Here is a 12,890-nt window from a genome sequence, read left to right as displayed (position 1 = left end):
GTGTCAGGAAGCGGGTGCGGCGGACTTCAGTGCGGCGAAGGCGCGCCGCTCGACGAGCAGGGCGATGTAGTCGCGGACAGCGCTCTGGATGAAGTGCTGATGTGCTGCGGCAACCGTGGTGCGGACGGTCTCGGCGGGGACATCCGTGAACTGTTTGACCAGGCGATCCTCTACCGCTGCGATCTGTTCACTCTCCGGCAACTTCAGCACGACGATCATCTTTCTCGACGGTCGACGGCACGGTCAAGGTGTCGGACTCGGCACGTGCCGAGGCGTTGCTCACAACCGCCACAAGGCCTGTTGGCTGGTGTTGGCGATGAGGGCACCCGCGGTGTCGTAGAACCCGCCGACCACCAATCCACGTGAGTGACTGTTGCCCAGTGAATCGATCTCGTAGCGGTGCCATCGGTCGGGGTCGAACGGCCGGTGGAACCACACGGAGTGGTCGAGGCTGGTCGCGAAGCCGGTGCCCTCGCCCGGCGTGAACGGCGTCCCCGGTGGTCGGGCGGCCGGGACCGGGCCGATATCGGATACGAAGGTCAGGGTGCATGCCCTGATCAGCGGATCGTCCTCGATGGGGCTGCGGCTGCGAATCCAGAAGGGCGGCAGGACGAATCGCGTGGTATCGGCGGGGTCGCAGCGCAATTCCAGCCAGTTGGTGAAGTCCAGGTCCAGGGTTTTCGCAATCGCGGATTCCAGTGGCACGCTCGGCGGCCTGGCCGGGTGCCAGTCGGCGCCGTCCTCGGGAATCTGGAAGGACGCGATCATCTCAAGGATGACCTTGCCGTGCTGGCGTGCGGTGACCCGGCGGGTATCGAAGGACCGGCCGTCGCGGGTTCGTTCGACCTCCAGTTCGACATCGACTCCGAACTCCCCGCCGCGGACGAAATACGCGTGCAGCGACTGAGGATGTTTGCCCGGATCGACGGTCGCCCCGGCCGCGCCGAGCGCCTGGGCGGCGATGAGACCACCGAACAGTCGCATACCGGGCACCCCCAGCTGCGGGGCCAGGAAGCGGTCACCGGCACGGTCGAAATCGAGGAGGGCCGCCATCCAACTCGGTTCGGTCATCATCGAACTGTACCAACCGCTTGGTTGGGAGTCGGAGGGAGTGCGTCAGGCCACCACGTGACTAGTGGCCCCCATGCCCGCGTTCGGGTATCGGGGGTTGCGGGACGACCGGGTAGTCACCGGTGTACCCGAGACGCTGCTGGGCCATGGTCATCACCTTGCTGCGCACCGCGTACCAGCCCGCCACCAGCATCGGTCCGATCACCAGGATGGCGATCAGATTCCAGATGTTCTCGTAACACATCAGCGCGGTCACCGCGGCGAGGAAGACCAGCGTCGCGTAACTGGTGTACGGCGTGCCCGGGAGTCGGAACTTCGGTCGGGTCAGAATGCCCTTGCGCTCCCAGCGCCACAGTTGGATCTGGCAGGCCATGATCATCGCCCACGTCGAAATGATGCCCAAGGCGGACAGATCGAGGGCGATGTTGAAGGCCTCCGCGGGGACGAACAGGTTGAGCACCACGCCGAGCAGGGTGAGCGCGCCGGTCAATGCGATACCACCGAATGGCACACCGTTTCGATTCATGACGCCGGTGAACGACGGCGCGGAGCCATTCATGGCCATCGAGCGCAGGATGCGCCCGGTGGAGTACAGGCCGGCATTGAGGCTGGACATCGCCGCTGTCAGCACGACGAGGTTCATGATGCCGCCGGCGGCAGGCACCCCGATCTTGGAGAAAAAGGTGACAAACGGACTTTCCCCGGCCCGATAGGTGGTGTACGGCAACAGCAAGGCCAGCAGGATCAGCGAACCGACGTAGAACACGGCGATACGCAGGATCACCGAGTTGATGGCGCGTGGCATCACCTTGGCCGGCTCCTCGGTTTCGCCGGCCGCGATGCCGACCAATTCGACTGCGGCATAGGCGAAGATGACGCCGGAGGTGACGATCACCAGGGAGAACATCCCAGTGGGCAGTAATCCGCCGTTATCGCTGATCACACTGAAACCCGTTGCTGATCCCTCGATTTCGAAACGGCCGGCCAGGAACACTATCCCGACGACCAGGAACGTCACCAGCGCCGCCACCTTGATGATCGACGCCCAGAACTCCATCTCGCCGAACAGTTTCACCGAGATGATGTTCATGGTGAGCACGATGCCCAACGCGATCAGGGCGATGAGCCACTGCGGTATCGCCTCGAACATGCCCCAGAAGTGCACGTAGAGCGCGACCGCTGTCACGTCGACGATGGCGGTCGCGGCCCAGTTGAAGAAGTACAACCAGCCGGTCACATACGCCGTCTTCTCCCCGAAGAACTCGCGTGCGTAGGAGACGAAGGATCCCGACGAGGGGCGATGCAGTACCAGCTCGCCGAGGGCCCTCATGATGAAGAAGACGAAAACGCCGCAGAACGCGTACACCAGGAACAGTCCTGGTCCGGCGTCATGTAATCGGCTACCGGCCCCCATGAACAGACCGGTGCCGATGGCCCCACCGATGGCGATCATCTGGATCTGGCGTGGCTTGAGGGATTTGTGATACCCCTCCTCCTCATGTGCCAGTGCCGAATTGTCATACGTGGCATCGGTCGACATATCGCTCCCTGGATGTATCGGTCTCGACGCTCACCGTTGGGCGCGGGGTGTACTGGCCAGAGCGTATGCCCGGTCAACAGGCGCCGAAACTTTCGGCGTGTAAACATTGTGCTAACTGCCACCACCGGTCGGGATGTCGCGCAACGTGTGGACGACGATCCCGGCGAACTCGGCGCACGAGTCATAGCGGGCTGCAGGACTTTTCGCCAACGCCTTGGCGAACACCGAATCGAGGCTGCGGGGCAGCCATCGGCGCCGGCCACTCAACCGGGGTGGTGAATCATTCAGGTGCGCATAGGTTATGGCGAAAGCCGTGGGTCGGGGGTACGGCGGCAACCCGGTGAGCCATTCGAGCACCGTGGCGGCGAACGCGTACAAGTCTGTTGCGGGCGAGAGATGTTCGCCGGTGAGCAGCTCGGGCGCGGCGTAGGATATCGATCCGCTGATGCGGCCGTTGCGGGGTAGGGCAGACACCTCGTCGATGATCTGCGCGATGCCGAAATCGCTGAGATAGGCGTCGAGGCGGTCGGTGGTGAGCAGGACATTCGTGGGTTTGACATCGCGGTGCAACACGTCCATCGAGTGGGCGTAGTCCAGCGCTTCGGCGATCTGGTTGCAGGTGCGCAACACGGCGGTGGTGTCCGGGTCGGTGGTGCTCGCGGGGACCAGCACCGAGGAGTCCGGTCCGTCGATGTATTGCATCGCCATCCACGGCGTCGAGGGCTCCGTGGGCAGCTTGCCCATCTCGTACACAGCGACGATATGCGGGTGGGTGAGCGTGGCGGCCAGCGTGAACTCTCTGGCAAAACGTTCCTGGGCGCGGTCGGCGGCGGCAGGGTCGGCGCGCAGCACCTTCAGTGCGACAGGTCCGGACGGGCCGAGCGCGCGATAGACATCGGCGCTGGAGCCCCGGCCGAGCAGCGTGTCGATGGTGTAGCGCCGACACACCCCGTCCGCGCGCTCGGCGCCGGCGATGATGTCACCGGTGCGGAACACAGACGAAGGGTATGCGCGTGCGGATGCCTTTGCAGGGTGGCATGAAAGCGGGGTGGCATGAAAAAGGCCCTGACCGATTTCCCGGTCAGGGCCCACCTCAGCGAGTCGGGGTGGCGGGATTCGAACCCACGACCTCTTCGTCCCGAACGAAGCACGCTACCAAGCTGCGCCACACCCCGCGTGAAGCCACGACAGCGTATCGCACCGGACAGCCGGAAAGCCAAACGGCCTCCCCTGGCCGCGAGCGGGGTTTCGGATGCGTGCCGAACGGGGCACTCACAGGCCGAAGCCGGCACCGGGAAGCAAGCGAGGCCCCGCCGGCGTTGTACCACCCGAAGGACACCATCGGGGGCGTCCGAACACAGAAACGAGGCCGTTATGACCGACCTGGGAGCGTTCGTCTACATCACGTTCTTCGGCGTCGCGGCGTTGTGGCTGTACCTGTCCGGCCGTGGACCGGTCCGCGGCGCCGACGAGGCCGAGGATCAGTTCCAGCGCCCCGAGGACTCGAACTCGGCCAGCTTCGCCGCCGATGTCGAGGAGTCCAACCCCTGGCTGCTCAGCCACTCCGCGTCGAAGTAGGTATCGCGGTACCGGTCGCCGCTGTCGGCGAGCAGTGTCACCACCGAACCGCTGCGCCCGGCCGCCATCATCTCGGCCAGCAGCGCGAACGCGCCCCACACGTTGGTGCCGGTCGACGGCCCCACCCGGCGGCCCAGCACCGCGCTGACGTGATGGGCGGCGGCCACCGATCCGCAGTCGGGGACGGTCATCATCCGATCCACCACACCCGGCATGAACGACGGCTCCACCCGGGGCCGGCCGATTCCCTCGATCCGCGATGACACCCCGGTCTCGACATCGAGGCGGCCCTGCTCGTAGGCCGGGAAGAAGGCCGAGTTCTCCGGGTCGACGACACACAGCGCAGTGCGGTGCCGCCGGTACCGCAGATAGCGCCCGATGGTGGCGCTGGTGCCCCCGGTGCCCGCCCCGACGACGATCCAGTCCGGTACGGGATGGGTCTCCCTGGCCATCTGCTCGAAGATCGATTCGGCGATGTTGTTGTTCCCGCGCCAGTCGGTGGCCCGCTCGGCATTGGTGAACTGGTCGAGATAGTGGCCGCCGGTCTCGCGGGCCAGCCGCTCGGCCTCCTCGTAGACCTGGGCCGAGCGCTCCACGAAATGGCAACGACCGCCCTGTGATTCGATCAACGCAACCTTGGCGGCACTCGTCGAACTCGGCATGACCGCGATGAAGGGCAGCCCCAGCATCGCCGCGAAGTACGCCTCGGAGACCGCCGTGGATCCCGAGGAGGCCTCGATCACGGTGGTGCCGGGACCGATCCAGCCATTGCACAGCGCGTACAGGAACAGCGAACGTGCGAGCCGGTGTTTGAGGCTGCCGGTGATGTGGGTCGTCTCGTCCTTGAGATACAACGACACATCGAAGCGGTCCGCCCACGCCGATGGCAGGGGATAGCGCAACAGGTGGGTGTCCGCGCTGCGATGGGCATCGGCCTCGATCAGCCGGACCGCATTGTCGACCCAGTCGCGGGCGCTCACCGTACCGATGCGGTCGGATGTGCCTGTCCGGCACGGCTTCCGATGACCGGTCCCTTGGCCGGCGCGGCGACCAAGGTGAGCAGGGTCGCCTCCGGGCGGCAGCAGAACCGCACCGGCGCGTACGGCGATGTGCCGAGCCCGGCCGAGACGTGCAGCTTCATGTCCGCACCCCACTGCGACGCGCCCTTGGCCCGTGAGCGGTCCAGATCGCAGTTGGTGGCCACCGCCCCGTAGAACGGCAGGCACAGCTGCCCGCCGTGGGTGTGTCCGGCGAGCACCAGCTGATACCCGTCGGCGGCGAAACGGTCCAACACCCACGGTTCGGGCGAGTGCGTGACCCCCAGCGTGAGGTTGGCCTTCGCGCTGGCAGGTCCGGCGATGGTGTCGTAGCGATCTCGCTTGAGATGGGGATCGTCGACGCCCGCGGCGGCGATCTGCAGGCCGGCCACCTCGAACTCGCGGCGGACATGGGTCATGTCCAGCCAGCCGCGCTCGGTGAAGGCCGCGCGCAGATCCTGCCACGGCAGCGGATCCCCGTGGATGCGTCGCTTCTTGTTGAACAGGTAGTTGGTCGGATTCTTCGGCTTCGGCGCGAAGTAGTCGTTGCTGCCGAAGACGAAGACACCCGGCACCGACAGCAGGTCCCCGAGGGCCTGAACCACGGCCGGTACGGCCTTCTGGTGGGACAGGTTGTCGCCGGTGTTGACCACCAGGTCCGGCTGCAAGGACACCAGCTCACGCAGCCACTCCTGCTTGCGCCGCTGACGCGGCAGCATGTGCAGATCCGACAGGTGCAGCACCCGCAGCGGAGTCGACCCGGGGGTGAGCACCGGCATGGTCAGTTCCCGAAGAGCGAACGCGTTGCGCTCGATCAACGACGCGTAACCGATGCCGGCGACCAGGCTGCCTGCGGCGATAGCGGCGGTGTTCTTCAGGTGCGACATGGCAGCAGTTTACTCACCAGATCACGGTGGCGGCGGTGGTGCCGGTGGCGGGGGCGGTCCGAGCACCGGCACGGTGATCGGTGGCAGACCCGGAATCTGAACCACCGTGGACCCCACCATCGGCGGCAGTCCCGGGATGCCTGCCGGTGGTGGCGGGGGTGCCGGCGGGATGCCGTTACTGGTCAGAATGGTGATGATCGATCCCGGAATGGTCTGCCCGGTCGGCGAGGTGCCGACCACGGCGCCGCGCGGAGATCCGGAATTCACCTCGGTCGGCTGATCGGCGACCTGGAAACCGGCGGCGCGCAGCCGGTCCCGCGCCATGCTCACATCCATCCCGGCGACGCTGGGCACCCGCGATCCCGGACCACCGTCGACATAACGCGGATCCGTCGGCGGCAGCACCACGGTGTCCGGTGTCAGCGGTTTCATCGCGGTGAACCAGGTGCGGGCGGGCTCGTTACCGCCGAAGAGGTTGCCGGAACCACACTGCCGCAACGGGAACGAGCACAACTCGCTGGGCTGGGTCGAATCGTCGTAGATGTAGTTGGCGGCGGCGAACTCGCTGGTGAACCCCAGGAAGGCCGAGGAGCGGTTGGACTCGGTGGTGCCGGTCTTGCCCGACATCGGCAGGTTCCACCCCGCCGAGCCGGCGGCTCCGGCCGCGGTACCCGAGCCCCTGTCGTCCTCGCTCATCGCATTGGCCAGGGTGTTGGCCAACCCCTCGGGCACGACCTGCTCACAGGTCTCGGTGGTCACCGCGACCTCGTTGCCGTGCCGGTCGAAGACCTGGGCGATCGGGTTCGGCGGGCACCACACCCCGCCCGAGGCGAGCGTCGCGGCGACGTTGGACAGCTCGAGGCCGTTGACCTCGATCGGGCCGAGGGTGAACGATCCGATGTTCTGCCGCTTCACGAAATCGGCGAGGCTCTCGTTGCTCTCCGGGTCATAGTCGCGGGCGGTACCCGGCAGCGCATACGAGCGCAGGCCCAACCGGACCGCCATGTCGACGGCCCGCTGCACGCCGATCTGGGAGATCAGCTTGGCGAAGGCGGTGTTCGGCGAGGTGGCCAGCGCGTCGGTGACGCTCATCGAGTCGCGGTAGCCACCGGCGTTGCGGACGCACCAGGTGGCCGGCGGGCATCCCGGCGAGCTGCTGCTACCCAGGCCCTTGGCCTGGAACGCCGCGGGCACGGGCAACTGGCTGTTGATGCCCATGCCCATCTCCATGGCGGCGGCGACGGTGAAGATCTTGAACACCGACCCGGCGCCGTTGCCGGCCAGCGAGAAGGGTTGCGGCTGCATGGTTTCGCCGGCCTCGGTGTTGAGTCCGTAGGTGCGGTTGCTGGCCATCGCGAGCACCGGGTGCGCTTCCTTGCCCGGCCGGATCACGCTCATGACGCTGGCCACCCCGGCGGTGTCGGCGGGAGCGAATTGGTTGACCGCGTTCTTGACCGTGGCCTGCACGTTGGGGTCCAGGGTGGTCTTGATCAGATATCCGCCCTTGGCGACCTGATCCTTGCTCAACCCGGCGCGCGCCAGGTAGTCCAGCGCGTAGTCGCAGAAGAACGCGCGGTCCCCGGCGGCGATGCAGCCACGGGGCAGCTCCTTGGGCTGCGGGAGCACTCCGAGGGGCTGCTCACGGGCCGCGCGTAGCGCCTCGGCCTCCTGCGGGACATTCTCGATCATGGTGTCCAGCACGACATTGCGGCGAGCCAGTGCGCCCTCGGGATTGGTGTACGGGTTGAGCACGCTGGTGGACTGCACCATGCCGGCCAGCAGTGCGGCCTGCTGCCAGTTCAGCTCGCTTGCGTTGACGCCGAAATAGGTCTGGGCGGCGTCCTGCACGCCGAAGGCGCCGTTACCGAAGGAGACCAGGTTCAGATACCTGGTGAGGATCTCCGGTTTGGTCAGCGTCTTGTCCAGGGTCAGGGCCATCCGGATCTCGCGCAGCTTGCGGGCCGGCGTGGTCTCGATGGCCGCGCGCTTCTCGGCATCGGTCTGGGCGACCACCAGCAGCTGGTAGTTCTTCACGTACTGCTGCTCGATGGTCGAACCACCTCGGGTGTCCAGGTTGCCGGACAGGTAACCCGACAGGCCCGTCAGGGTGCCCTGCCAGTCCACGCCGTTGTGCTCGGCGAACCGCTTGTCCTCGATGGACACGATGGCCAGCTTCATGGTGTTGGCGATCTGCTCGCTGGGCACCTCGAACCGGCGCTGGGTGTAGAGCCAGGCGATCGGGTTGCCCTGCGAGTCGGTCATCGTCGACACCGCGGGGATATCACCCTCGACCAGTTGGGCCGAGCCGTTGGCAACCACATCGGAGGCGCGGTTGGACATCAAACCGATACCGCCGACGACAGGAAACATCAACCCGGCGGCGATCACGGCGGCCAGCAGGCAGCACCACATCAGCTTGATGACCGTCACCGGTACCGGTGGTCGGCGCTGGGGCTGGTCGGACATGGGTTACAGCGTAGCCAGCGGGTCCAATCGGGCCCCTCGGGCTGCCATTTCCGGCGTTCTGAGCGGCGGACTGCACGGTCGTCCCAAAAAAGTGTGATCTGACTGTTGCGTAAAAGCCCCTCTACCACCTAGCTTGAACACACAATGCGATTCAGGTAACACTCCTGACGCAATGTGGCGCAGATTACACACGCTTAACAGGGGTCGGAGTAAAGGGGAATGCAGGTGTCGGTTACATCGTCTGCCACGTATAGGAGTGCAGCAACGCACGCCCCGACGGCCACTCCGGGAGCCGAGGCCGAGGCCCGCATCGCGTGGGTCTCGCAGGCCCGTTGCCGCCAGGCCGATCCCGACGAACTGTTCGTCCGGGGCGCCGCTCAGCGAAAAGCGGCGGTCATCTGCCGGCACTGCCCGGTCATCGCGGAATGCGGCGCCGATGCGCTGGACAACCGCGTCGAGTTCGGTGTCTGGGGCGGCATGACCGAGCGTCAGCGCCGCGCGCTGCTCAAGCAGCACCCCGAGGTCGTCTCGTGGGCCGACTTCTTCGCCGCTCAGCGCAAGCACCGCAGCGCGGTCTGAGCGGTTCGCCCGCCGTCGGATCGATCAGCTGCCCGTCAGCTGATCACCGATGGCGCGCAGTGCCTCCAGGTCGGACACATCGAACGGCAGCGACGGCACGCCGACGATCGCTACGTGTGGGTTGGCCCCGGTGAACCGCGACAGCAGTCGCACCTCCCGTTTGGCCGTCGCCGCCCGCGCCGCGTGAACCCGCAGCACCGCCGAACTCACGTTGCCCTCACCCTTGGTCGTGTCGATCGCCGCGGCGGCCTCGGTGGCCTTGTCGGCAGCCAGATTGCACAGCGTCGGATGGGTGCGGTTGAGGATCAAACCCGCCAGCGGCATGTTCTCGCTGGAGAGTCGGTCGACGAAGAACGACGCCTCGCGAAGAGCATCCGGCTCGGCGGCCGATACGACGACGAACTGGGTACCGCGTCGCTTCAACAAGTCGTAGGTGCGGTCGGCCTTCTCCCGGAACCCACCGAACGTCGCATCCAGTGACTGCACGAATCCTGCGGCGTCGGAAAGCATCTGGGAGCCCAGCACCGTCGACATGCCCTTCATGGCCAGGCCCACCGCGCCGGTGACGATGCGCCCGATGCCGCGGCCCGGCGCCAGCAGCATCCGCCAGAGCCGGCTGTCCATGAAGCTGCCCAGCCGTTTCGGGGCGTCCAGGAAGTCCAGCGCGTTGCGTGACGGCGGCGTGTCCACCACCACCAGGTCCCATTTGTCCTCGGCCAACAGCTGGCCGAGTTTCTCCATGGCCATGTACTCCTGCGTGCCGGCCAGAGACGTTGCGACCGTTTGGTAGAACTGGTTCTCCAGAATCGAATCGGCGACCCCGGGGCCCGAGTACTGCACCACCATCTCGTCGAAGGTGCGGCGCATGTCGAGCATCATCGCGTGCAACTCACCGGTCACCTCGGGGGCCAGCGGAACCCGCTGCGGATTGTTGCCGAGGCTCTCGATGCCCAGCGCCTGGGCCAGTCGCTTTGCCGGGTCGATGGTGAGCACGACGACCGTGCGCCCCATCTCGGCGGCGCGCAGCGCCATCGCGGCGGCCGTGGTGGTCTTGCCGACACCACCGGCACCGCAGCACACGATGACCCGGTTGCTGGTATCGCCGAGGACGGCGCCCAGATCGAGGGCAGCAGGAGAAGTGCTCATATCAGCTGTTCCTTCGGCTCTTCGAGCGAGCGCTCATCGCACTCCTTGGGCGGCAAGTGCTTCGGCCAGTTCATAGAGGCTGCCCAGATCGACACCGTCGGCGATGGCCGGCAGCTGCAGTCGGGCCACGTCGAGCTCTTCGAGCAACTCGGCACTCTCGGCGCGGGCGGCGATCCGGGTGGCGTGCTGGATGGACTCGGTCAGCAGGCCCGCGAAATCGTCGTCGGCCAAGGTGATTCCGGCAGAGCCCAGATCCGCACGGATGGTCTCGGCGTCGAGATCTCCCTCGGCCGCCCTGGTGAGGTCGTCCTGGGACAGATACGACGGGATGTTGCGGTTGACGATGACGCTGCCGATCGGCAGCTCGAGCTCCCGCAGTTCGGCGATCGCCTCGATGGTCTCCTGGACCGGCAGCGCCTCCAGCAGGGTCACCAGATGGATCGCGGTCAGATCGGAATGCAGGATCTTCACCACGCCTTCCGCCTGGGAGTGCACCGGTCCGCCCTTGGCCAGTTCGGACACCGCCTTGGTGACATCGAGGAATCGGGAGATGCGACCGGTCGGGGGCGCGTCGACCACGATCGCGTCGTAGGCGCTCTGGCCGGATTTGGCCGTCTTGGCCGGATTGTCGGAGCGGACGACGAGCTCCTTGATCTTTCCGGTCAGCAGCACATCACGCAGGCCAGGGGCGATCGTCGTGGCGAACTCGACGGCCCCGATACGGCGCATCGCGCGTCCGGCGATGCCCAGGTTGTAGAACATGTCGAGGTACTCGAGGAACGCGGCCTCGGTGTCGATGGCCAGGGCGTTGACCTGGCCGCCGCCCTCGGCGGTCGCGATCTTGACCTCCTCATAGGGCAGCGGCGGCACGTCGAAGAGTTGGGCGATGCCCTGGCGTCCCTCGACCTCCACCAACAACACCTTGCGGCCTCCGGCGGCCAGCGAGAGCGCCAGCGCCGCGGCGATGGTCGACTTGCCGGTACCACCTTTACCGGTGACGAAGTGCAGACGGGCCTTCGTCAGGCGGGACGGCCAGCCGACCGGCCTGCGGTCGTCGGATGCATGTTCCACGCCTGCATGCTATCCATCGCGGGAGCGTCGGCGGATAAGCTCTGCGTCATGACTGAAGTGAGCCGTTGGGAGTACGCCACCGTGCCGTTGCTGACGCACGCCACCAAACAGATTCTCGACCAGTGGGGCTCGGATGGCTGGGAGCTGGTGTCGGTGCTTCCCGGTCCCACCGGTGAGCAGCACGTCGCGTACCTCAAGCGGCCGAAGTGAGCCACTCGCAGCGGCTCGCCGAGCTCGGTATCGAGCTGCCCGAGGTCGTGGCACCGCTGGCGGCCTACGTGCCCGCGGTGCGGACCGGCAATCTGGTCTACACCTCGGGGCAGCTGCCGATCCGTGACGGCGCCCTGCAGGCCACCGGCAAGGTCGGCGCCGAGGTCAGCGCCGAGGACGCCAAGGAACTGGCCCGGCTCTGCGGATTGAACGCGCTGGCCGCGGTGCACGCGCTGGTGGGCATCGACGCGGTGGTGCGGGTGGTCAAGGTGGTCGGATTCGTCGCGTCGGCCAAGGATTTCGACGGACAGCCCGGTGTCATCAACGGCGCCTCCGAACTGTTCGGCGAGGTGTTCGGCGACAGTGGCGCGCATGCCCGCTCCGCTGTCGGGGTCTCGGAACTGCCGCGGAACTCACCGGTCGAGGTCGAGATCATCGTCGAGGTCGCGTAAGCGGCCGAGCATGAGTGAGGGTCGCGTAAGCGGCCGAGCATGAGTGGAGAGGTCGTGTAGTTGCAGCATCCCGCGTACGGCGAGCTGAGGCCGGTCTGGCAGACCGATACCGTGTCGGCCTCGGTACTGCTGTGCAACAACCCCGGGATGATGACGCTGGAGGGCACCAACACCTGGGTGTTGAGCGGGCCGGGCAGCGACGAGCTGGTGATCGTCGACCCGGGGCCCGATGACGACGAGCACATCGACCGGATCGCCGCGCTCGGCACGATCTCGCTGGTGCTCATCAGTCACAAGCACGGTGACCACACCGACGGCATCGACAAGCTGGTCGACCGCACCGGCGCGGTGGTGCGCGCCATCGGTAGTGGGTTCCTGCGGGGACTCGGCGGACCGCTGACCGACGGTGAGGTCATCGACGCCGCGGGGACGCGCATCACCGTGCTGGCGACACCGGGACACACCAGCGATTCGCTGTCATTCCTCGTCGAGGGTGCGGTGCTGACCGCCGACACCGTGCTGGGCCGCGGCACCACCGTCATCGACGACGAGGACGGCAGCCTTGGCGCGTATCTGGATTCCCTGCGTCGGCTGCAGGGACTGGGTCAGCTGCGGGTGCTGCCCGGGCACGGCCCCGATCTGGCGAACCTGGCCGAGGTGTCGGCGCAGTATCTGGCGCACCGGCACGACCGACTCGACCAGGTCCGGGCGGCCTTGCGCGAGCTGGGGGAGGACGCCACGGCCAAGCAGATCGTCGCGCATGTCTACACCGATGTGGACGAGAAGCTGTGGCCCGCCGCGGAGAAGTCGACCCAGGCGCAGCTGGACTACCTCAGAAACTGATTTCGGCGCG

14 protein-coding genes and 1 tRNA gene are annotated in these 12,890 nt (G+C 66.6%); 5 read left to right on the top strand and 10 right to left on the bottom strand.

Annotated elements, in window-relative coordinates; genetic code table 11:
- Positions 1–3: 3 nt before the first annotated feature.
- From G154_RS07130 to G154_RS07110, 5 genes are all read right to left on the bottom strand, one after another.
- Positions 4–219, bottom strand: coding sequence for a three-helix bundle dimerization domain-containing protein (locus G154_RS07130; protein ID WP_019510737.1), 216 nt, complete (start codon positions 217–219; stop codon positions 4–6).
- A 60-nt stretch (positions 220–279) separates the two neighbouring features.
- Positions 280–1,071 (bottom strand): acyl-CoA thioesterase II, encoded by a 792-nt coding sequence (locus G154_RS07125; protein ID WP_019510738.1) that lies wholly within the window; start codon positions 1,069–1,071, stop codon positions 280–282.
- A gap of 61 nt (positions 1,072–1,132) precedes the next feature.
- Positions 1,133–2,611, bottom strand: coding sequence for an amino acid permease (locus G154_RS07120; protein ID WP_019510739.1), 1,479 nt, complete (start codon positions 2,609–2,611; stop codon positions 1,133–1,135).
- A 111-nt stretch (positions 2,612–2,722) separates the two neighbouring features.
- Positions 2,723–3,607 carry a serine/threonine-protein kinase gene (locus G154_RS07115; protein ID WP_019510740.1) on the bottom strand — a complete coding sequence of 295 codons (885 nt, stop codon included), beginning with the start codon at positions 3,605–3,607 and terminating at the stop codon, positions 2,723–2,725.
- 105 nt (positions 3,608–3,712) lie between these two features.
- Positions 3,713–3,786: transfer RNA gene (locus G154_RS07110), tRNA-Pro, on the bottom strand.
- A 199-nt stretch (positions 3,787–3,985) separates the two neighbouring features.
- Here G154_RS07110 and G154_RS26345 point away from each other — a divergent pair.
- Positions 3,986–4,189, top strand: a complete 204-nt coding sequence (locus tag G154_RS26345; protein WP_036479215.1) for a hypothetical protein — start codon at positions 3,986–3,988, stop codon at positions 4,187–4,189.
- On the opposite strand, the gene G154_RS07100 is transcribed toward G154_RS26345, so the two are convergent.
- The 3 genes from G154_RS07100 to ponA2 are packed head-to-tail and all read right to left on the bottom strand — an operon-like array spanning position 4,093 to position 8,579.
- A complete protein-coding gene (locus G154_RS07100; RefSeq protein ID WP_019510741.1) occupies positions 4,093–5,169 on the bottom strand; it encodes a PLP-dependent cysteine synthase family protein in 1,077 nt (358 codons plus the stop codon). The genes G154_RS26345 and G154_RS07100 overlap by 97 nt on opposite strands.
- Complete coding sequence (locus G154_RS07095; RefSeq protein ID WP_019510742.1) at positions 5,166–6,113, bottom strand: metallophosphoesterase; 948 nt, start codon at positions 6,111–6,113, stop codon at positions 5,166–5,168. The genes G154_RS07100 and G154_RS07095 overlap by 4 nt, the downstream gene beginning before the upstream one ends.
- Before the next feature lie 21 nt (positions 6,114–6,134).
- Positions 6,135–8,579 carry a transglycosylase/D,D-transpeptidase PonA2 gene (gene ponA2, locus G154_RS07090; RefSeq protein WP_019510743.1) on the bottom strand — a complete coding sequence of 815 codons (2,445 nt, stop codon included), beginning with the start codon at positions 8,577–8,579 and terminating at the stop codon, positions 6,135–6,137.
- A gap of 309 nt (positions 8,580–8,888) precedes the next feature.
- On the opposite strand from ponA2, the gene G154_RS07085 reads away from it, so the two are divergent.
- Positions 8,889–9,158: a WhiB family transcriptional regulator gene (locus tag G154_RS07085; RefSeq protein ID WP_157837291.1), complete on the top strand. Its 270-nt coding sequence runs from the start codon at positions 8,889–8,891 to the stop codon at positions 9,156–9,158.
- Between the two features lie 24 nt (positions 9,159–9,182).
- Here the strand turns inward: G154_RS07085 and G154_RS07080 are convergent, their stop codons facing one another.
- A complete protein-coding gene (locus G154_RS07080) occupies positions 9,183–10,304 on the bottom strand; it encodes an ArsA family ATPase (protein ID WP_019510745.1) in 1,122 nt (373 codons plus the stop codon).
- 33 nt (positions 10,305–10,337) lie between these two features.
- Positions 10,338–11,375, bottom strand: a complete 1,038-nt coding sequence (locus G154_RS07075; protein WP_019510746.1) for an ArsA family ATPase — start codon at positions 11,373–11,375, stop codon at positions 10,338–10,340.
- 48 nt (positions 11,376–11,423) lie between these two features.
- On the opposite strand from G154_RS07075, the gene G154_RS07070 reads away from it, so the two are divergent.
- From G154_RS07070 to G154_RS07060, 3 genes are read left to right on the top strand one after another with little or no spacing between them, the layout of a single operon-like run.
- On the top strand, positions 11,424–11,585 hold the full coding sequence (locus G154_RS07070) for a DUF4177 domain-containing protein (RefSeq protein WP_023986385.1): 162 nt from the start codon (positions 11,424–11,426) through the stop codon (positions 11,583–11,585).
- Positions 11,582–12,037, top strand: a complete 456-nt coding sequence (locus tag G154_RS07065; protein WP_019510748.1) for a RidA family protein — start codon at positions 11,582–11,584, stop codon at positions 12,035–12,037. The genes G154_RS07070 and G154_RS07065 overlap by 4 nt, the downstream gene beginning before the upstream one ends.
- A gap of 60 nt (positions 12,038–12,097) precedes the next feature.
- The gene (locus tag G154_RS07060; RefSeq protein ID WP_019510749.1) at positions 12,098–12,880 is read left to right on the top strand and encodes an MBL fold metallo-hydrolase; all 783 of its coding nucleotides are present in this window, start codon (positions 12,098–12,100) and stop codon (positions 12,878–12,880) included.
- The last annotated feature ends 10 nt before the right edge of the window (positions 12,881–12,890 follow it).

The sequence above is a fragment of the Mycobacterium sp. VKM Ac-1816D genome (assembly GCF_000416385.1).
Classification (GTDB): Bacteria; Actinomycetota; Actinomycetes; order Mycobacteriales; family Mycobacteriaceae; genus Mycobacterium; species Mycobacterium neoaurum_A.
Note: the sequence above shows the minus strand (reverse complement) of the source record. Positions and strands in the feature narration are given on the sequence as shown.